Origin of the sequence: Parvularcula dongshanensis (genome assembly GCF_014199615.1) — a bacterium.
In the GTDB taxonomy this organism is placed as follows: Bacteria; Pseudomonadota; Alphaproteobacteria; order Caulobacterales; family Parvularculaceae; genus Parvularcula; species Parvularcula dongshanensis.
In genome coordinates this window covers 186,420-205,531 of sequence record NZ_JACHOB010000002.1, presented here as the reverse complement: position 1 = coordinate 205,531, position 19,112 = coordinate 186,420, and the positions used below count along the sequence as shown (strand labels likewise).

The 19,112-nt window shown below is 69.5% G+C and carries 19 protein-coding genes and 1 tRNA gene; 12 read left to right on the top strand and 8 right to left on the bottom strand.

The genetic code is table 11. From position 1 onward, the window contains the following. Positions 1 to 191 precede the first annotated feature (191 nt). From GGQ59_RS06665 to GGQ59_RS06625, 9 genes are all read left to right on the top strand, one after another. Positions 192 to 524, top strand: coding sequence for a hypothetical protein (locus GGQ59_RS06665; RefSeq protein ID WP_183817004.1), 333 nt, complete (start codon positions 192 to 194; stop codon positions 522 to 524). Between the two features lie 149 nt (positions 525 to 673). Further along, on the top strand, positions 674 to 1,282 hold the full coding sequence (locus GGQ59_RS06660; RefSeq protein WP_183817003.1) for a superoxide dismutase: 609 nt from the start codon (positions 674 to 676) through the stop codon (positions 1,280 to 1,282). An 88-nt stretch (positions 1,283 to 1,370) separates the two neighbouring features. Then, a complete protein-coding gene (locus GGQ59_RS06655; RefSeq protein ID WP_183817002.1) occupies positions 1,371 to 2,306 on the top strand; it encodes a hypothetical protein in 936 nt (311 codons plus the stop codon). A gap of 10 nt (positions 2,307 to 2,316) precedes the next feature. Then, positions 2,317 to 3,186 (top strand): glutaminyl-peptide cyclotransferase, encoded by an 870-nt coding sequence (locus GGQ59_RS06650; protein WP_221400919.1) that lies wholly within the window; start codon positions 2,317 to 2,319, stop codon positions 3,184 to 3,186. Continuing rightward, positions 3,183 to 3,467, top strand: coding sequence for a hypothetical protein (locus GGQ59_RS06645; protein ID WP_183817001.1), 285 nt, complete (start codon positions 3,183 to 3,185; stop codon positions 3,465 to 3,467). The genes GGQ59_RS06650 and GGQ59_RS06645 overlap by 4 nt, the downstream gene beginning before the upstream one ends. A 77-nt stretch (positions 3,468 to 3,544) precedes the next feature. Further along, a complete protein-coding gene (locus tag GGQ59_RS06640; RefSeq protein ID WP_221400918.1) occupies positions 3,545 to 4,960 on the top strand; it encodes an MATE family efflux transporter in 1,416 nt (471 codons plus the stop codon). After that, a tRNA-Gly gene (locus tag GGQ59_RS06635) sits at positions 4,951 to 5,025 on the top strand. The genes GGQ59_RS06640 and GGQ59_RS06635 overlap by 10 nt, the downstream gene beginning before the upstream one ends. Before the next feature lie 113 nt (positions 5,026 to 5,138). After that, positions 5,139 to 5,669, top strand: coding sequence for an inorganic diphosphatase (ppa, locus tag GGQ59_RS06630; RefSeq protein WP_183817000.1), 531 nt, complete (start codon positions 5,139 to 5,141; stop codon positions 5,667 to 5,669). Continuing rightward, positions 5,666 to 6,898 carry a phospholipase D-like domain-containing protein gene (locus GGQ59_RS06625; protein ID WP_183816999.1) on the top strand — a complete coding sequence of 411 codons (1,233 nt, stop codon included), beginning with the start codon at positions 5,666 to 5,668 and terminating at the stop codon, positions 6,896 to 6,898. The genes ppa and GGQ59_RS06625 overlap by 4 nt, the downstream gene beginning before the upstream one ends. Positions 6,899 to 6,945: 47 nt before the next feature. Here the strand turns inward: GGQ59_RS06625 and GGQ59_RS06620 are convergent, their stop codons facing one another. Further along, complete coding sequence (locus GGQ59_RS06620) at positions 6,946 to 7,575, bottom strand: hypothetical protein (RefSeq protein WP_183816998.1); 630 nt, start codon at positions 7,573 to 7,575, stop codon at positions 6,946 to 6,948. A gap of 209 nt (positions 7,576 to 7,784) precedes the next feature. On the opposite strand from GGQ59_RS06620, the gene gltX reads away from it, so the two are divergent. Then, complete coding sequence (gene gltX / locus GGQ59_RS06615) at positions 7,785 to 9,137, top strand: glutamate--tRNA ligase (RefSeq protein ID WP_183816997.1); 1,353 nt, start codon at positions 7,785 to 7,787, stop codon at positions 9,135 to 9,137. Here the strand turns inward: gltX and mutL are convergent. From mutL to GGQ59_RS06580, 7 genes are all read right to left on the bottom strand, one after another. Further along, positions 9,134 to 10,984 carry a DNA mismatch repair endonuclease MutL gene (mutL, locus tag GGQ59_RS06610; RefSeq protein WP_183816996.1) on the bottom strand — a complete coding sequence of 617 codons (1,851 nt, stop codon included), beginning with the start codon at positions 10,982 to 10,984 and terminating at the stop codon, positions 9,134 to 9,136. The genes gltX and mutL overlap by 4 nt on opposite strands. Further along, complete coding sequence (locus GGQ59_RS06605) at positions 10,984 to 11,544, bottom strand: DUF3035 domain-containing protein (protein WP_183816995.1); 561 nt, start codon at positions 11,542 to 11,544, stop codon at positions 10,984 to 10,986. The genes mutL and GGQ59_RS06605 overlap by 1 nt, the downstream gene beginning before the upstream one ends. 52 nt (positions 11,545 to 11,596) lie before the next feature. Continuing rightward, the gene (gene lspA / locus GGQ59_RS06600; protein ID WP_343074282.1) at positions 11,597 to 12,145 is read right to left on the bottom strand and encodes a signal peptidase II; all 549 of its coding nucleotides are present in this window, start codon (positions 12,143 to 12,145) and stop codon (positions 11,597 to 11,599) included. Continuing rightward, entirely contained in the window at positions 12,121 to 15,000 is a 2,880-nt protein-coding gene (gene ileS / locus GGQ59_RS06595; protein ID WP_183816994.1) for an isoleucine--tRNA ligase, read from the bottom strand. Before ileS ends, lspA begins: the two co-directional genes overlap by 25 nt. Positions 15,001 to 15,082: 82 nt before the next feature. Beyond that, positions 15,083 to 15,439 carry a hypothetical protein gene (locus GGQ59_RS06590; RefSeq protein WP_183816993.1) on the bottom strand — a complete coding sequence of 119 codons (357 nt, stop codon included), beginning with the start codon at positions 15,437 to 15,439 and terminating at the stop codon, positions 15,083 to 15,085. A 73-nt stretch (positions 15,440 to 15,512) separates the two neighbouring features. Then, positions 15,513 to 16,460: a bifunctional riboflavin kinase/FAD synthetase gene (locus GGQ59_RS06585; protein WP_221400917.1), complete on the bottom strand. Its 948-nt coding sequence runs from the start codon at positions 16,458 to 16,460 to the stop codon at positions 15,513 to 15,515. Next, on the bottom strand, positions 16,457 to 17,314 hold the full coding sequence (locus GGQ59_RS06580) for a TIGR01459 family HAD-type hydrolase (RefSeq protein WP_183816992.1): 858 nt from the start codon (positions 17,312 to 17,314) through the stop codon (positions 16,457 to 16,459). Before GGQ59_RS06580 ends, GGQ59_RS06585 begins: the two co-directional genes overlap by 4 nt. A gap of 157 nt (positions 17,315 to 17,471) precedes the next feature. Here GGQ59_RS06580 and GGQ59_RS06575 point away from each other — a divergent pair, with 157 nt between their 5' ends. Both GGQ59_RS06575 and GGQ59_RS06570 read left to right on the top strand, forming a co-directional pair. Further along, the gene (locus GGQ59_RS06575) at positions 17,472 to 18,161 is read left to right on the top strand and encodes a hypothetical protein (RefSeq protein WP_183816991.1); all 690 of its coding nucleotides are present in this window, start codon (positions 17,472 to 17,474) and stop codon (positions 18,159 to 18,161) included. 11 nt (positions 18,162 to 18,172) lie between these two features. Further along, the gene (locus tag GGQ59_RS06570; RefSeq protein WP_183816990.1) at positions 18,173 to 19,108 is read left to right on the top strand and encodes a glycine--tRNA ligase subunit alpha; all 936 of its coding nucleotides are present in this window, start codon (positions 18,173 to 18,175) and stop codon (positions 19,106 to 19,108) included. The last annotated feature ends 4 nt before the right edge of the window (positions 19,109 to 19,112 follow it).

Genomic DNA, 19,112 nt, shown 5'->3' with positions numbered 1-19,112 from the left:
GGCAACGCGTCCTGCGCTTTCCGGCCACTGCCGCTGCGAAAAGGTGAACGTCCGGCCGTTGCAGCGCAGTCACGGTGAGGAAGCGTTAACCGTTGGCGGTGAAGATCACTGCACCTCGTACTTGTCACCGTCCCGTCATGGGACGAAGTCGCCTCACATCGGTGTGAGGGTGCACCTGCGAAGAGCGTGTCATGGAACAGACTTTTATCTCCTACGTGACGACGGATACCCGGTTCTGGCTGGCCAGCAACCTCGCGATCCTGCGCTCGCTCGCCATCCCGGCGGCGTTCGCGGGCGGCGGCTTCTTCTTCGTCGCAGGACAGGCGGCGGTTCTACCGTTCGCGCTCGGTCTGTTCTTGTGGCTGCTCCTCGACTGGGCCTTCCTGGTCGTCCGCATGGCGCGGCGCATCGCCCTCGGCGCCGAGGAGCCCAACGACCTTCTGGACCGCACGGTGCTCGGCAATGCGCGGCACCTCTACACCGCCTACTTCAAAGGGCCGATGCCCCGCCTGCGCACGGCCTGAGCGTCCGGCGCAGCCCCAAACGAAACGATCCTTCTTCGCGTCTGTTCCCGAAGTGCCGGGCGCAGGCGACGAGGCCGCGTGCCGGTGCTACCCCCGCGCCGGGCGCGCCTGATGCGCGGCTTCCGGCGCCCGCAAGAAGGAGAATTTCCATGAGCTTCACCCTGCCGAGCCTTCCTTACAGCGAAGGCGCGCTCGCCGACCGCGGCATGTGCCAGGAGACCCTCGAGCTTCACCACGGCAAGCACCACAAAGCCTATGTCGACAAGCTCAACGGCTTCGTGGACGAGAACGACGAGCTGAAGGGCAAGTCGCTCGAAGAGATCATCCTGTGGTCCAAGGACGACGCGTCGCGCGCCGGCGTCTTCAACAATGCCGGCCAGCACTGGAACCACATCCACTTCTGGCAGGCGCTGAGCCCGTCGGGCGGCACCATGCCGGACAAGCTCAAGTCCAAGATCGAAGAGGACTTCGGTAGCGTCGAGGCCTTCCGCGACAGCTTCTCGAAGGACGCGGCGGCGCAGTTCGGCTCCGGCTGGGCGTGGCTGATCGTCGGGTCCGACGGCAAGCTCAAGACCACGAAGACGCCGAACGGCTCGAACCCCGTCGCGACCGGCGAGGGCACGCCGATCCTCGGCCTCGACGTGTGGGAGCACGCCTACTACCTCGACTTCCGCAACGCGCGGCCGGGCTACGTCTCGAACTTCCTGGACAAGCTCGCGAACTACGAGTTCGCCGAGGCGAACCTCGCCTCCGCGTGAGGTAAGCGGCCCGCCCGCAGCGGCGGGCCGAACGCTCAGGGCCTTGTACGTGTTGTCCGATTACGGATTCCACACGAACGAGGCTCTCATGAAGACCCAGCTTCTCTCCGCCGCCGCCCTCTTCGCGCTCGCCGCTTGCGGCGGTCAGGTCACCGATGGCGGCACCGGCTCCGACACGGACTTCGACGCGATCGAGGCGCAGAACGCCACCGAAGCGCGGCCCGAGGCCGAGCAGATCGCGAGCGCGGACGACATCGGTCAGCCCGCGCAGGAAGGGCCCGGCCAGGTCCAGCCCGGCGAGCTTCGGGCCGAAGACTACCCCGAGACCGGCGAGGAGATGACCCGCAACCCGATCGAGCCGGGCAATGAGGAGCCGGGCGGCAAGGACATGATGCTCGCTTCGGAGTACGAGGCGATGGGCCTGGATGCGCCCCAAGGGCAGCGTGCCGACCTCGAGGCGGCCAGAGAGCAGGCGACGGGGCCGATCGTCTCCTATGACGGCCGCAGCTACCTCGCCTACTCGGGCGTCAACGCCAGTGGCCTGATCGGCGAGGATGCCTACGGTCAGGACGGCGAGGCCGAGGGCGAGATCGACGACCTCGTCCTGTCCGAGGACGGCCGCTTCGACCGCCTGGTCATCGGCGGCGACGCCTACGGCGCGGACGCGGTCAGCTTCACCACCGACCCGGCGCGTGACCCGCGCCTGCGCGCCGAGGTGACCGGAGAGCCGAGCGAGTTCGACGAGGACGCGCTGTCGCAAAACGCGATCCTGGTCTCCGAGCTTCTCGAACAACCGATCGCCCTTGGCGACGAGCCCGACGCGATCGCCGTCGCCGACGTCATCATGGGAGAGAACGGTACGGCGCAGAACATCGCCGTCGAGTACAATGGCGACTCCCGCATCGTGCCCTTCGGCGCCGTGAAGGTCGCCGAGGGCGACGGCGGCCGCTACCTCGACATGAGCGCCGAGGACCTACAGGCGCTCGAACCCTACGTCGGCGAGCCCGCCTACGAAGCCCAGTAAGCGTGTCTTGGTGAGAAGAGCCGGATATGCGAGCGTGACGCCCGTGATTCCGCTGCTCTTCCTCCTCCTCGCCTGCGCCGAGCCGGGCGCCTCTCCTGCCGCGCAGGGGCAAGCGCAGGTGCAGGCGCCTTCCGAGGCCTCGGAGAGCGCCGCGCCCGCTCCGCAGCAACGGCCGGACCTCTACGACGTGACCGTCGTGCGGCGCTATCCACACGACACGAACGCCTTCACGCAGGGCCTCTTCTTCGCCAACGGCACGCTCTACGAGAGCACCGGGCAGAAGGGCGCCTCGCGCATCAAACGCCTCAACCTCAAGACCGGCAAGGCGGTCGCCGAGGCGGCGCTGCCCGACGAGGTCTTCGGCGAAGGCGCGACCGTCGTCGGCGACCGGATCGTCAGCCTCACCTGGCGCGCCGGCCAGGGTTTCGTCCACGACCTCGAAACGTTGAAGCGAACGGCGACCTTCGCGATCGAGGGGGAGGGGTGGGGGCTGACCTATGATCCCGACACGGACCGCCTCATCCTCAGCGACGGGACGCCGGAGCTGCGCTTCCTCGACCCCGAGACCTACGAGGAGACGGGCCGCCGCGCGGTCAGTCTCGGGGGCCGCCCCGTCGCCGACCTCAACGAGCTCGAATGGGTGGACGGCGAGGTCTGGGCGAACGTCTGGCAGCAGGACGTGATCGTCCGCATCGACCCCGAGACCGGCATCGTCACGGGGCTGATCGACGTTCAGCCACTCTTCCCGGCGAACCGGCGCGCAGAGCCCTATGACGACGTCCCCAACGGCATCGCCTACGAGCCCCGAACGGGCCGCCTGTTCCTGACCGGCAAGCGTTGGCCGGACATCTTCGAGGTCACGCTGGAGCCCCGTTCATGAGCGAGGAGGAGCGCCGGGCGGACTCGCGGCGGCTCGGGTGGCGCGCCGCGCTGATCAGCGCGGGCCTCCTGCTCCTCGTGCTGATCGTCTTTCCGCTCTTCGTTCACCTCGACTGGTTCGACTTCCGGTTTCGGGTGAAGGGGCTTCTGATCCTCGGCATGGTCGCGACGATCGTGCTCGCCGCCGCGCTCATGGCGGTCAGCTTCCACTCCGCGCGAAGCGGCATCGACGAGGAGTCGGGCGTCCTCCCCGACGATGCCGCGGGCGGGAAGACAGAGTAGCGAACTCGGTTCGACGAAGGCGCGCTGCGCCCTAGCTGGCTCTTGTGCGGCCTGACTGGCCTTTTGCGAGGCGGTTGATGGCGAGCAATCGAGACCTGACCTCCGGTCCCGTCGCGTCCGGCCTCGCGCGGCTCGCCCTGCCGATGGTTCTCGGGGTAGGCGCGACGCTCTCCGTCAGCCTCGCGGACGCCTACTTCCTCGGCCGCCTCGGCACGGCGGCGCTGGCGGCGATCAGCTTCACCTTTCCCGTCGTCCTGACGGTGACGAGCCTCGCCATCGGCCTGTCGGCAGGCGCCGCCTCCGTCCTCAGCCGGGCGATCGGCGCGGGGCGGGGGGAGGCGGACGCAGCGCGCCTCGCCACCGACGCGCTCTTGCTCGCGCTCCTCGTCATCCTGCCTGCGGGCGTGATCGGCTTCGTCACGGTCGAGCCGGTCTTCCGCCTCCTCGGCGCCGATGGCGAAGTCTTGGCCGCGCTCATCCCTTACATGCGGGTCTGGTACGCGAGCCTGCCCTTCCTCGCCGTGCCGATCGTGGCGAGCGGCATTCTGCGCGCGAACGGCGACGCGGTCGCGCCGAGCGCGATCATGATCACCATCGCGGTCCTCAACCTCGCGCTCGATCCGATCCTCATCTTCGGCCTCGGGCCCGCACCGGAACTCGGCGTCGAAGGCGCAGGATGGGCGAGCCTCGCGGCCCGGATCGTCGGCACCGTCGCGACCCTCCTGGTTCTCAGGTTCCGCGAACGCCTGCTCACCTTCTCGCTGCCGATCGGCCGGAACCTTCTCGCCTCTTGGCGTAGCATCCTGAAGGTCGCGGGCCCCGCGTCCCTTTCCAACGTCGTGAACCCGCTGGGCATCTCCGTCGTCACCGCCTTCCTCGCGGGCTACGGCAACGAGGTGGTCGCAGCCTTCGGCGTGGCGACGCGGATCGAGTCGCTCGCTTCGATCCCGCTTCTGGCGCTGTCAGGTTCGATCGGACCGGTCGCGGGGCAGAACTGGGGCAAGGGGCGCAAGGACCGGACGCGCCGCTCGATGCAGCTCTCCTACGCCTTTTCCTGCCTCTGGGCGGCCGTCGTCGCCGCCGTCTTCTGGACGGCGGCAGGACCGATCGTCTCGGTGTTCGGGGAGAGCGGCCCGGTACAGGACAGCGCGGCCTCCTACCTTCGCATCGTCGGCCTGTCCCTGTTCGGCTACGGCGTCGTGATCACGGCGAGCGCCGCCTACAACGCGACCGACCGGGCGAGGGGCGGGCTGGTCTTCACCCTGCTGCGCTCGGCCGTGCTCTACGTGCCGCTCGCAGGCCTCGCCGCTCTGCTTGGCCCGGCCTGGTTCGTCTTCGCCGCCATCGCCGCCGCGAACGTCGTCTCCGGCCTCGCCGTCTGGTTCGTTTCGCTCGCTCGCGCGTCCGGGGGCTGCGAGGACAAATTCCCCCTTGCGCGGCTCGTTCCGATGCGCTTGAAAGCGGCCTCGCCGTTACGGCGTGAGCGGGCGTAGCTCAGGGGTAGAGCATCACCTTGCCAAGGTGAGGGTCGGGCGTTCGAATCGCCTCGCCCGCTCCATTTTTCCTTCACGTGCAGGATACACTCCCCCACTGGGGGTGGCGGTACGGCTCTTGCTGCCGCAAGGGGTGCGGCGTAGCAGACACGCCCCGTTTTCACGCACGAGACGAAGAATGAACATCGACGCCATCCCTGCGGGCCGCGACGTGCCCACCGACATCAACGTCATCATCGAGGTTCCCCTCGGCGGTGAGCCGATCAAGTACGAGGTCGACAAAGCGTCGGGCGCGATGTTCGTGGACCGCTTCCTCTACACCGCCATGCGCTACCCCTGTAACTACGGCTACGTGCCGCACACGCTGGCGGGCGACGGCGATCCGATGGACGTGATGTGCCTGGGCAACCGTCCCCTCGTTCCCGGCGCGGTGCTCCGCTGCCGTCCGATCGGCGTCCTGATCATGGAGGACGAAGCGGGCCTCGACGAGAAGATCCTCGCCGCGCCGCACCCCAAGCTGACGCGCTACTACGACAACATCGACACCTACGAGAACGTCCAGCCCATCCTGCTCGAGCGGATCTGGCACTTCTTCGATCACTACAAGGACCTCGAACCCAACAAGTGGGTCAAGGTCGTCGAGTGGCAGGGCAAGGACGTCGCGGAGCGCCTGATCCGCGAGAGCGTAGAGGCCTGCAAGCGCGGGTGACGGGGGAGGCGGTCCTTCCCGAACGGGCGCCGCGAAGCGCGCTCGACGGCGCTCGCGCGCCGTCCGCCCCCGCCGGGGCGACCGACCGCCTGCGCATCGGTCTCGAGACGGTGGTGGGAACCCCCTTCGTTCCCGGTACCCGGATCGAGACGCTGGTGAACGGGGACGAGATCTTCCCCGCCATGCTCGATGCGATTCGGCACGCGCGCGAACGCATCGAGTTCCTGACCTTCGTCTACTGGCAGGGCGACATCGCCGAGGCGTTCGTCGAGGCGTTCATCGAACGCAAGAGGGCGGGGGTCGAAGTCCTCGTCATGCTGGACGGCTTCGGCGGAAGGCTGATCCGCGGCGACCTCATCGAGAAGATGAAGGACGAAGGGATCGAGGTCCGCTGGTTCCGGCCGCTCGCGACCTGGCACGTCTGGCGTACGGACAACCGGACGCACCGAAAGCTCCTGATCGTCGACGGCACGGTCGGCTTCACCGGCGGCGTCGGCATCGCCGAGGAGTGGGAGGGCGATGCCAGGAACCCGGGCGAGTGGCGCGACAACCACTACCGAGTCGAGGGTCCCGCCGTCCTCTCGCTGCGCGCCGCCTTCTTCGACAACTGGATCGACAGCGCGCTCAGCATCGAGCCGCTGACGACCCACCTCGCGACGCCTCATCCCGAGGCGGGACCGCTCCTCGTGCAGTCCGTCGTGTCGACCGCGACGATCGGGTGGTCGGCGATCGCGCGCCTGCACGAAGGGATGGTCCTGCTCGCGGAGAAGCGCATCCGGATCGCGACCCCGTACTTCGCGCCGCGCGAGGCGGAGACCCAGCGTCTGGTCGAGGCGCTCAAGCGCGGCGTCGAGGTCGAGGTCATCATGCCGGGCCCGCACATCGACAAGCGGGTGTCCGAACTCGCTTCGGCGAGCGCCATCAGCCGCCTCTTGGCGGCGGGGGCGAAGCTCTGGCGGTACCAGCCGACCATGTTCCACCATAAGCTCGTCACCATCGACGGTCGGCTCGCCTCGATAGGCTCGGCGAACTTCAACATGCGCTCGCAGTTCAAGGACGACGAGTTGGCGCTGAACGTGCTCGACGACGACTTCACGGCGGAAGCCGACGCGATCTTCGAGCGGGACCTGGAGCACTGCGCGCCCCTGGACCTTTACCACTGGCGGCGGCGCGGCGCGCTGCGCAAGGCCCGCGAGGTCGCCTCGCGGATCATCCGGCACGAGGTCTGACCCGAGGTCGAGGCCCCTCCGCGACAGTCGGAGGGGCCTCTTTCGCCTTACACGGCTTTCTTCCGGCGGAGCGCCATGCCGCCCAGGGCGACCGGGGCGAAGAGCAGGGCCGCCGCAGGGACAGGCACCGCGCTCGCATCGAAGCTGTTCAGCGCCAGCACCTCGGTGACGTCGGGCGAGAGCCCGAGCGAGGACAGAAGGACGTCCCCGAACACGGTCGTACCCGGACCGATGCCGAAGTCGGAGAGGTCGAAGCCGTAGACGTAGGTCGTCGCGAGGTCGATCACCCCCACCCCGAGCGCGAGGCCGAGAAAGTCGCCGGCTTGCGTCTGTCCGCCGACCGTTGCCGACATGCGTTCGGGCAGGATCGACAAACCATCGTCGACGAAGACGAACTCTTCGAAGACGAGGAGGTCGTAGCCATCGCCGTTGAAGAGCACGTTGTCCGTGAAGCCGACGGACAAGTCGGTGCCCGGGTAGACCGGTTCGGACGTCGTCAGGTCGAGATCGACGACGTCGGAAGCGTCCCTGTCCGATCCGACGAAGGCCGCCGTGTTGGCGAACTGGCTATCGTCGATCGTCAGGATACCGAGGTCGAGCTTGAGCGTGACCTCCGCTGCCTGCGCCATACCGATCATTCCGCACACCGCCGCCGTGGCGGTCAGGATCTTCTTCATGGTCGTCATCCTTGGTTCTCACCGTGCCCCAGCGGCACGAACCGAAGGTTGCAACAAAGAATCCACACAACCTGAGGAAGGGGCGGGCATGTGCGCAGTCAAGCGTTCGCGATCGGCGTCCCGGCTCGGCCGAAGAGGCCGGCGCTCATTTGACCGTTCGCTCTTCGCGCTCCTAAAGGCAGGCGCTGTTCCAACCGCAAGAGCGCTCCATGTCCGTCCTCGTCCGCTTCGCTCCGTCTCCGACCGGCCGCCTCCACGTCGGCAACGTCCGCGCGGCGCTCTTCAACTGGCTCTTCGCGCACAAGGAGGGCGGCAAGTTCCTCCTGCGCTCGGACGACACCGACCTCGAGCGCAGCACCAAGGCGTTCGAGGATGCGATCCAGGAGGACCTCGCCTGGCTCGGCCTGACTCATGACGAGTTCGCGCGGCAGTCCGAGCGCTTCTCGGTCTACGATGCTGTCTCCGAAGGCCTCAAGGAGCGCGGGCTCCTCTACCCCTGCTACGAGACGGCGGAGGAGCTGGACCGCAAGCGCAAGCTTCAGCGGGCCCGCGGCCTGCCGCCGGTCTACGACCGCGCCGCGCTGAACCTCACCGAGACCGAGATGAAGCGCCTGGAGGACGAGGGCCGGACGCCCCATTGGCGCTTCAAGCTGGCGCAGGCGCCGGTCGCATGGGACGACATGATCCGCGGCCAGGTCACGCTCGACACGGCGACGATCTCAGATCCCGTCCTGATCCGGGAGGACGGCCAGTACCTCTACACGCTGCCCTCCTGCATCGACGACGTCGACTTCGAAGTGACGCACATCATCCGGGGCGAGGACCACGTCACCAACACCGCAGCTCAGATTGAGGTCTTCCGCGCCATCCACGAGGTGAGGGGCGGCGGCGAGATGCCGGTCTTCGGCCACCACTCGCTCCTCGTCGGCAAGGACGGGGAGGGGCTGTCCAAGCGCCTCGGCTCCCTCGCCATCGGGCAGATGCGCGAGGACGGGATCGAGCCGCAGGCGATCACGAGCCTCCTTGCGCGCCTCGGGACCTCCGACCCGGTCGAGCCGGTGATCGACATGGAAGTGCTCGCGCAGGGCTTCGACGTGGACCGCATCGGCCGGGCGCCGGCCCGTTTCGACATGGACGAGCTGCGCGCGGTCAACGCCAAGGTGCTGCATCTGATGCCCTATGAGCGGGAGCAGGAGCGCCTCGAAGGAATGGGCGTCTCCGAAGCCCTCTGGACGGTCGTGCGCGGCAACCTCGAGACGCTGGCGGATGCAGCTGGCTGGAAGGACGTCACCGAAGGCCAAATCACGCCCGACATCGCCGAGGAGGACCGTGAGTTCTGCGCCGCTGCGGCCGAGCACGTGCCCGCGGGCGACCTTACGGCCGAGGACTGGTCCGCCTTCGTCGGCGCCGTGAAGGGGGCGACGGGCCGGAAGGGCAAGGGGCTCTTCATGCCGCTGAGGAAGGCGCTGACGGGCAGGAGCTCGGGCCCCGAGATGGCCGACCTCTTTCCCCTCATCGGCTCCGAGAAGGCGAAAGCCCGGCTCTCTGGCGAGGCCGCCTAGCGGCGGCCGAACAGCCGTTCGATGTCGGAGAGCTTGAGCTCGACATAGGTCGGGCGGCCGTGATTGCATTGGCCGGAGTGGGGCGTCGCCTCCATCTGGCGAAGAAGGGCGTTCATCTCCTCGCCGTTCAGGCGCCGCCCCGCGCGGACCGAGCCCCGGCAGGCCATGTTGCCGCAGACCTCGCCGAGGCGCTCTTTCAGCGTCAGCGACTCCTCTAGGCCGGTAATGTCGGCGGCGAGGTCGCGGACGAGGCCTTGTACGTCGCAATCGCCCAAGAGCGCGGGCGTCTCGCGGACGAGGACCGCCCCCTCGCCGAAGGCCTCGAGGAGGAGGCCCATCTCGGCCAGCTCCTCGGCGCGCTGCGACAGCGCTTCGACCTCGTCCTGGGCGAGGTCGACGACCTCGGGGATCAAGAGGCCTTGGCGCGGCACGCCGCCCGCCGCCATCGCGGTCTTCATCCGCTCGTAGACGAGGCGTTCATGCGCCGCGTGCTGATCGACGATGACGAGGCCGTCCCGCGTCTGCGCGACGATGTAGGTCTCGTGAACCTGCGCCCGCGCCGCGCCGAGGGGGTAGTCGGGCGGCGGGCTCTGCGCCTCGGGCTCGCGTTCGGTCCTCGCCGTCGGCGCGGCGGCGTCCGATGGCGCGAAGGCCGACTGTACTTCGGCGAACTGTTCCGGCGTCCCCCGCCTGACGAAGGACCGGTCCACCGTCTGCGGACGGTAGGCGTAGGGCGCCGAGCTGCCCTCGGGCCGGGCGGCGCCCAGTGCGGCGCTCGCGACCGTCGTGGACGCCCTGTGCCCGGCTTCTGCGAGGGCGTGCTTGAGGGCGGAGACGAGGAGGCCTCTGACGGCGCCAGAGTCCCGGAACCGCACCTCGGTCTTGGCCGGGTGGACGTTCACGTCGACCGCGCGGGCGGGCAGGTCCAAGAAGAGCGCGACCATGGGGTGCCTGTCCCGCGCCAAGAAGTCGGCATAGGCGCCCCTGACCGCGCCGACGATCAGCTTGTCACGGACGGGCCGTCCGTTGACGAACAAGTACTGCCGGTCGGGCAGGCCGCGGTTGAAGGTCGGGAGCCCCGCGAAGCCCGTAAGCCGCGCGTCTTCCCTCGGCGCATCGAGCGTGACCGCGTTGCGGCCGAACTCCGCGCCCATGATCGCGGCGAGCCTGCGAAGGTGGCCCTCCTCGCCCGGCGGCTCGGCGGCGTAGGCGAAGCGTCGCCGCCCGTCCGCCTCGAGCGCGAAGGCGACGTCTGGGCGCGCCATGGCGAGGCGCTTGAGGACGTCCTGCGCCGCCGTCGTCTCGGCGCGCTCGCCCTTGAGGAAGTTCAGGCGCGCGGGCGTCGCGTAGAAGAGGTCGCGGACCTCGACCGTCGTGCCCGTCCCGGGGAAGGGGGCGGGCGAGGGCGGGCGCGCCTCGCCGCCGTCGCAGCGCAGGGTCCAGGCGTCCTCGCCCGCGGCGCGCGTCGTGATCGACAGCCGTGCGACCGAGGCGATGGACGGCAACGCCTCGCCGCGAAAGCCGAGCGTGTCGATGCAGAGAAGGTCGTAGTCGCCCGCGTCGTCGGGCGTCAGCTTGGACGTCGCGTGCCGTTCGATCGACAGGGCCAGGGCCTCGCGGTCCATGCCGCAGCCATCGTCGGTAACGCGGATCAGGGATCGGCCGCCATCCTCGATCGCGACCTCGATCCGGGTCGCCCCGGCATCGAGCGCGTTCTCGACCAGCTCCTTGAGGGCGCTCGCGGGCCGCTCGACCACCTCGCCGGCGGCGATGCGGTTGACCGCGCCGGGGGGAAGCCTGCGGATGACCGGGCGGCGGGCGCGGGCCGCTTCCGCCCGCGCCGTCACTAGTTGACGCCGGGCAGGTTCAGGACGCCGCGGTCGTCCTTCGCGATCGTCACCTGGCCGCCGCCCGTGACGGACTCGATCGAACGGCGGCGTTCTGCCATCCAGGCGCCTTCGTCCTCGACGCGGAGCGGCGCGGCCGAATCGTCGATCTCGCCCTTATTGGTGTGCCAGAACAGGATCTGGTTGGCGAGGCTCTCGTTCTTGGACGCGCGTCCCCCGTTCTCGGCGGCGAGGATCGCGCGGATGTTCGAATCGACGTCGAGGGCGCCCGCGTTCTGAATGAGGGCGAGTTCGCCCTGCGAAGGCGGCGCGGCGGACGCGTCGCCGATCAGCAGCTCGCGCGCCCGGTCCGTGGTCGACTTCTCCTCGGGCCGCGTCTCGCCGGGCTTGGGCGGACGCAGCGCGTAGTCCGGCGGCACGGTCAGGGGCGCCTTGGTCGTGATCGCGAACTCGTCGGGCGGGTTCTTGCCCGCGCCGACGGCCTTGCCGAGCGAAGCGCAGGACGAGGTGAACAGCAGCGTGCCAAGGCAAAGCGCGGCGAGGCGAAGGGTAGGGGTCATGCGAGTCTCCACGGGGGCCGCTTCTAGCGTGCGAGCTTGTCCGCCGAAACCCTCACGCGTCTGTGGTTTCGGTAAGCTCGCGCTTCGGCGCGACGAAGAGCGCATCGTAGACGAGGCAAGCGACGCCGACGTTGATCGCCGCGTCCGCGACGTTGAAGACGAACGGGAAGTGCAGGCCCGAGAAGTCGAGGAAGTCGACCACGTAGCCGTAGAGAACCCGGTCGTAGACGTTCCCGAGCGCCCCGCCGACGATGAACCCGCCGCCGATCGCGGCGACGCGCCTATGCAGCGTGCCGAGCCAGCGGACGACATAGGCAGCCACGACCACCGCGAGGACCGAGAGGAGCACGCGGCTCGCGAGCCCGCCGGCGAAGAGGCCGAAGCTGACGCCCGTGTTCTCGACGTAGGTCAGGTCGAAGATGCCGCTGATCTCGATCCTGTTGCCGAAGCGATCGGGCAACCGGATGCCGTAGAGGATCCAGTGCTTGGTCAGCTGGTCGAGCACGATCACGCCGAGGGCCACGAGGAGCCCCAGCCGGAAGAAGGGGTTCGGCCGCGCTGCCCGCCACCACGCCCTCACGGCGAGACCACCCCATGGCACCGGCCGCACAAATGGCTCGGCGGGGCGACGTCCTCGAGGACGCGCCAGCAGCGCGCGCACTTCTCGCCCTTGGCGGTGTCGAGCGAGACGGCGACGCCCTCGGCCTCGTCGAGGCGGAAGGCGCCCGCGGGCGCGGGGCCGTCCGACAGGGCGGCGTCCGACACGATGAAGAGCGTCGCGATGTCCTGATGGCCGAGCGCGGCGCGGGTCTGGGGATCCTCGACCGTCACCATCACCGCCGCCTCCAGGCTGGCGCCGATCTTCTTCTCGCGCCGCGCGACCTCGAGCGCGCCGTTGACGACGCGGCGGACCGTCCGGATGCGCTCCCACCGCTCGGCGAGCTCGTCGTCGCGCCAGGCGGGGTCGGGGACCAAGAAGCGCTGCAGGTGAACCGAGCCTGCCTCCGCCTCCTCGGGGTGACGTACCAGGAAGGCTTCCTCCGCCGTGAACGGACAGATGGGCGCGAGCCAGCGGATGACGTTCTCGAACAGGCGGGACATCGTGCCCCGCGCGGCTCTGCGGACGGGGTCGTCCTTCGCGTCGCAGTAAAGGGAGTCCTTGCGGACGTCGAAGTAGAAGGCCGAGAGGTCCTGCGCGCAGAAGTCCGACAGGGCGCGCCAGGCCGCCTTGAAATCGAAGCCCTCATAGGCCTCGCGCACCTGCGCCTCGACCGCGTCCAGGCGGTGAAGGACGTAGCGCTCGAGCCCGGGCAGCTTGGCGTGCGGCAGGGCCTCGCTCTCGTCGTAGCCGTCGAGCGCTGCGAGCATGTAGCGAAGCGAGTTTCGCATCTTCCGGTACGCATCGACCGCGGAGCCGACGATCTCGTCCGAGATCCGCATGTCCTCGGCGCTGTCCGCGCTCGCCGCCCAGATGCGCAGGATGTCCGCGCCGTACTTTTGGGTGATCTCCTCGGGCAGGATGACGTTGCCGAGCGACTTCGACATCTTCCGGCCCTGCCCGTCGAGGACGAAGCCGTGGGTGAGGACGGCGTTGTAGGGCGCCCGCCCGCGCGTGCCGCAGCTTTCCAGAAGCGAAGACTGGAACCAGCCACGGTGCTGGTCCGATCCTTCGAGGTAGAGGTCGGCCGGCCAGGAGAGGCTCTTCCGCGCTTCGAGGACGAAGGCGTGGGTGCTGCCGGAGTCGAACCAGACGTCGAGGATGTCCTCGACCTTCTCGTAAGCGCTGGCGTCGTGCGCGTCGCCGAGGAACGCCTCCTTGGGCGTATCGAACCAGGCATCGGCGCCGCGCTCGCGGATCGCCTTCAGGACGCGCGCGTTGACGCGCGGATCGATCAGCGGCTTGCCGTCCTGATCCACGAAGAGCGTGATCGGCACGCCCCAGGCGCGCTGGCGCGAGACGAGCCAGTCGGGCCGCCCCTCGACCATGGCGCGGATGCGCTTCTGGCCCGAGGCAGGGAAGAAGCGGGTCTCGGTGACGGCCTTGAGCGCGCGGTCGCGGAGCCCGCCTTCGCCGATGGCGCCCAGCGGGATGAACCATTGCGGCGTGTTGCGGAACAGGACCGGCGCCTTGGACCGCCAGCTATGCGGGTAGGAGTGGGCGAGCCGCCCCCGCGCGAAGAGCGCGCCGCGTTCCATCAGCGCGGCGATGACCGCCTTGTTCGCGCCGCCGTCGCGTCCCGTCTTCTTGCCGGAGGTGACGAAGACCTGCTCGCCGGTGAAGCCGGGCGCTTCGTCCGTGTAGGTGCCGGTCTCGTCCACCGTGTAGGGAACGTCCGACAGCGGCAGGCCGTGCTCGAGCCAGCAGAAGTAGTCCTCCTGGCCGTGGCTGGGCGCGGTGTGGACGAAGCCGGTGCCCGCCTCGTCGGTGACGTGGTCGCCCGTCAGGAGGGGGACGGCGAAGCCGTAGGCGTCCGCGAAGCCCTTGAGCGGATGGTCGAGCGTCGCGTCCTTGAGGAGCGCCGTCGGCACGTCGCGCACGCGGCGCCACTGCTCGATGAAGCCCGCCTCGCGGACGTCCTCGGCGAGCGCGTCGGCGAGGAGTAGCTTGTCGCCCGCCTTCGTCCAAGGCTCGAAGCCCAGGTCGTCGCGCACCTTCTCGACCTCGTAGAGGCCGTAGGAGAGGGTCGGCCCGTAGGCGACGGCCCTGTTGCCGGGGATCGTCCAGGGCGTCGTCGTCCAGATGACGACCTTCGCGTCCTCGAGACCCTCGGGCGCGTCCCTGAAGCCGAAGCGGACCCAGATCGTCGTCGAGGTGTGCTCGTGATACTCGATCTCGGCCTCTGCGAGCGCGGTCTGCTCGACCGGCGACCACATGACGGGCTTCGAGCCTCTATAGACCTGCCCCTTCTCGGCGAAGCGCAGGAACTCGGCGACGATCGCCGCCTCCGAGGAGAACGCCATGGTCGTGTAGGGATCGCCCCAATCGCCCTCGATGCCGAGGCGGCGGAACTCCTCGGACTGGATGCCGACCCACTCGCGCGCGTAGTCGCGGCAGGCCGTGCGGAACTCCGAGGAGGGCACCTCCGCCTTGGTCCGCCCGCGCTCCTTGAACGCCTTCTCGACCTGCCACTCGATCGGCAGGCCGTGGCAGTCCCAGCCGGGCACGTAAGGCGCGTCGAACCCCGACATCTGGCGGGAGCGCACGACGATGTCCTTGAGCACCTTGTTGAGCGCGTGGCCCATGTGAAGGTGGCCGTTCGCGTAAGGGGGGCCGTCATGGAGGGTGAAGGTCGGCTGGCCCTTGGCGTCCTCGCGCAGGCGCTCATACAGCTTCATCTCGCGCCAGCGCGCGAGGATCTCAGGCTCCTTCTTCGGCAGGCCGGCCCGCATGGGGAAGTCCGTCTGCGGCAGGAAGAGCGTGTCGCGGTAGTCTGGCGTGGCGGTGTCGTCGGGCATGAGAAGCGCTAGGGTCCGTGTCGAACGGCCCGTCTATACGCAACCGCCCGGCGTTCCTAGACGCGCGGGCGAACCTTGCCGCCTAGTAGCGGGCGAGGTGGAGCCCGTGCCGCCCCTCGCGGCAGGTGTAGTCGCGCAGGCGGGGCGAGCGCGCGCCGCGGGCGATCTCGACGGTCAGGTCCACGATCCAGCCCTCGCTGCCCGGCCAGGCCCGGTTGACCGAGCCGAGCGTGACGCTGTCGGCGCCCTTGCCCGTCAGGCGGTCCTGCACGCGCGCGAAGCAGGTCTCGACGGCCGAGCTGCGCCCGTCCTTCACCGCGGCCTCGGGGACGGCGTAGCCCGACGAGACGGCGGTGACCGCCGGCGCCGCGACGGCGTTGGCGGCGAGCATCAAGCCTGCGCCGATGACCGCGGCCGCGATCGGATAAGTCCTGCCCATGATAGTCCTCCCTGCCCCGGAGGCATGACACGCGAATGGGGCGTCAGTTGGGAGAAACGTATTTAAGGTCGCGTTAACGCGCCTCGCCGAGCGCCTTCTTCGCCGCGTCCGCGTCCGACGCGATCTGCGCCTTGAGGGCTTCGACACCGTCGAAGGGCCGCTCCGGACGAAGGAAGGCGCGAAGCGCGACCTCGACCGTCCGCCCGTAAAGGTCGCCTTCGAAGCCGAAGAGGTGCGCTTCCAGCCGCTCGGTTTGTCCGTCCACGGTCGGACGAACGCCGATGTTGGCGACCCCGTCATAGGCCGCGCCGTCCACCGCTGCCGTGACGGCGTAGGCGCCGTAGGCGGGGCGGACCACGTCGCCGAGCTCGAGGTTCAAGGTCGGAAAGCCGAGTTCCCGCGCCAGCCGCCGTCCTTCGAGGACGGTGCCCCGCACGGCGAAGGGGCGGCCCATCACGGCCTGCGCGCCTTCGGGGTCGCCGTCGCGCAGCGCCTTTCGCGCGGCGGTCGAGGACCACTTCACGGCGTCCTCGCCGCGAAGGCCGATGGTCTCGACGAGGAGGCCCGCCGCCGCCCCGCGCTCGGCGAGGAGGGCGGCATCGCCCGCCCGCTTCGCGCCGAAGCGGAAGTCCTCGCCGACCACGACGCCGCGAAGGCCGAGAACGCCCGCGAGGACCTCGTCGACGAACGCCTCGGGCGAGAGGGACCGCAGGGCTTCGTTGAACGGCAGGGCGAACACGCGCTCGCAGCCGAGCGCCGCGAGGATGTCCGACTTCTGCGCGAGCGTCGTCAGGAGGAAGGGCGGCGCGTCGGGCTGGAAGACCCGGCGGGGGTGCGGCTCGAAGGTGACCGCGGCGAGGGGCGCGCCGGCAGCCTTCGCCAAGCCCTCGGCGCTGGCGAGCAGCGCTTGGTGTCCCTTGTGCACGCCGTCGAGGTTCCCCAGCACCGCGACGTAGCCGCGGTTCTCGGGCGAAAGGGCGCAGGCGAGCGGCGCTCGCAGGAGGCGCCCGTTCTCGCTCACCAGCGAAGTCCGTCCATGCCGTAGGCGGCGGTCACGTCGTGCGCGTCGAGGATGGCCGCGAGGCGGCCCTCGTCGAGCTTGCCGTTCCGGCCTCGCGCCTCCTCCGAGAAGATGCCGTCGGCGACGAAGACGGCGTCGAGGCCCTCTCGGTTCGCGCCGCGAAGGTCCGTCTCGGGCCCGTCGCCGACGACGAGCGGGCGGTCCGCCGCGCGGCCCGAAGCGAGCGCTGCCTCGCGCGCCATCCGGTAGATCGGCGCGTGCGGCTTGCCCGCGAGGATCACCTCGCCGCCGAGGCTCTCATAGAGGTCGCCGAGCGCGCCGGCGCAGTAGATCAGGCGGTCGCCGTAGCGGACGACCTTGTCGGGGTTCGCGCAGACCATGGGCAGCTTTCGCGACGCGGCCTTCTCGAGCATGCCGCGATAGTCTTCGGGCGTCTCGTTGAGGTCGTCCATCGGCCCGGTGCACAGGATCGCGCCCGCCTCTTCGAAGGACACGAAGTCGGCGCGCACCGCGTCGAACAGGCCGTCATCCTTGGCCGGGCCGAGCCGGAAGAAGGGCAGGTCCGCGCGCCGCTCGACCTCGGCGCGGGTCGCATCGCCGGAAGTGACGATGGCGTCGTAGGCGCTTCGGGGCAGGCCCAGCCGGTCGAGCTGGGCCGGAATGACGTCGGACAGGCGGGGCGCGTTGGTGATGATGACCACCGGTCCGCGCTCGTCACGCCACCGGCTCAGCGCGTCGGCAGCGCCGGGAAAGAGGTCGTGACCGTTGTGGATCACGCCCCAGGCGTCGCAGAACAGGGCATCGTAGCCGGCCTCGGCCTCCGACAGGCCTTCGATCACGCGGGTTTGGCTCATGCTCGCCCGTTAGGGACTCTCAAACATCGCGGCAAGCGCGCGGAAGGGGGTGCGGCCCGCCCCCGGCGCATGCTATGGCCGCCGCCCGGGCAGGGACGGGAACGCTAGTGACAGGCGAGACGCGCGCGAAGCGCCAGGAGCGGGGGACCAAGACCGCATGATCGCCGCGCTCCTCCTCGCTGCGACGGCGCCGTTGGCCGACATCCGCGTCGGCACGGAGGACGGCATCGCCAGAGTGGTTCTCGTCTGCAGCGCGCCCTGCAGCGCCGAGCCCGCAGCGGATGGCGGCTTTCTGCTGACGGGCGTCGACGACTCTCTGAGCGTGGACTTTGAGGACGATCCTTCCTCGCTTCGGCGGATCAGCGTCACGGCTGAAAGGAGCGGGTCTCGCCTCGACATCGAGACCCGGACGCCGCCCCGCGCCGTCGAAGCCACGCTGTGCGGTCCGCAATCGCTCTGCTTCGACCTCGACCTTCGCGAGGTTCACGCCGCCCCCGCCGACACCGTGGGCGCGCTCGACGCCGCCCTCGGACGTCTCGCCGCCGAGGGACCGCCGGTGACCCTCGCCTCGGCCCTCGAATCGCTCGGCGGCCAGGCGATCGACAAGAAGGCCTGCACGGCGGCGGAGGCGCGGCTCGAGGTCGACGCTTGGGCGCTCGACGCCTTCCGGATGGTCGCCTTCTGCCGGGCGGTCGCCGGAAACCTCTCCGAGGCGGACGGCCTCCTCGCCCGGCTCGAGGCCTTCGCGCCCGACCCCTTGGTCACGCGGGCCCGCGCCCTGATCAAGGAGCGCGTCGGCGAGCCGGGCCGTCCGGCCCAGCTTGCCGGTGGCGGGCCCCGCCGCTAACCGCCCTCGTCATGAGCACGACCCCAAAGACGCCGGCGGCCCCCTCCTTCCAAGAGCTGATCTTGCGCCTTCAGCGCTATTGGGCCGACCAGGGATGCGTCGTCCTGCAGCCCTACGACCTCGAGATGGGCGCGGGGACGTTCCACCCCGCGACGACGCTGCGGTCCTTGGGCGAGAAGCCCTGGCGCGCGGCCTACGTCCAGCCTTGCAGGCGGCCGGGCGACGGCCGTTACGGCGCGAACCCCAACCGCTTCCAGCACTACTACCAGTTCCAGGTCGTCCTGAAGCCGAGCCCCGAGGACATCCAGGACCTCTACCTCGGCAGCCTCGATGCCATCGGCATCGACAGGAAGCTCCACGACATCCGCTTCGTCGAGGACGACTGGGAGAGCCCGACGCTCGGCGCCTGGGGCCTTGGCTGGGAGGTCTGGTGCGACGGCATGGAGGTGACGCAGTTCACCTACTTCCAGCAGGTCGGCGGCTTCGACTGCAAGCCCGTCACGGGCGAGCTGACCTACGGCCTAGAGCGCCTCGCCATGTACGTTCAGGGCACGGACAACGGTTACGATCTCGACTACAACGGGCAGGGCGTGACCTATGGCGACGTCTTCCACCAGCAGGAAGTCGAGTTCTCGGGGTTCAACTTCGAGCTCGCCGACACGGACGTGCTGCTGGACCAGTTCCGCGAGGCGGAGGCCGCCTGCGCCGCGATCCTGCAGCGCGGACGCGACGAGGGTCGCAGCTTCGCGCTTCCGGCCTACGACCAGTGCATCAAGGCTTCCCACCTCTTCAACCTGCTCGACGCCCGCGGCGTGATCTCGGTCGCCGAGCGGCAGTCCTACATTCTGCGCGTACGCAAGCTCGCCAGGATGTGCTGCGAGGCGTGGCTCGACAGCCCGCAGGGCCGGGGCCCCAATGCCGGCATCGCGCACGCCGAGGCGGGCTGAGCCA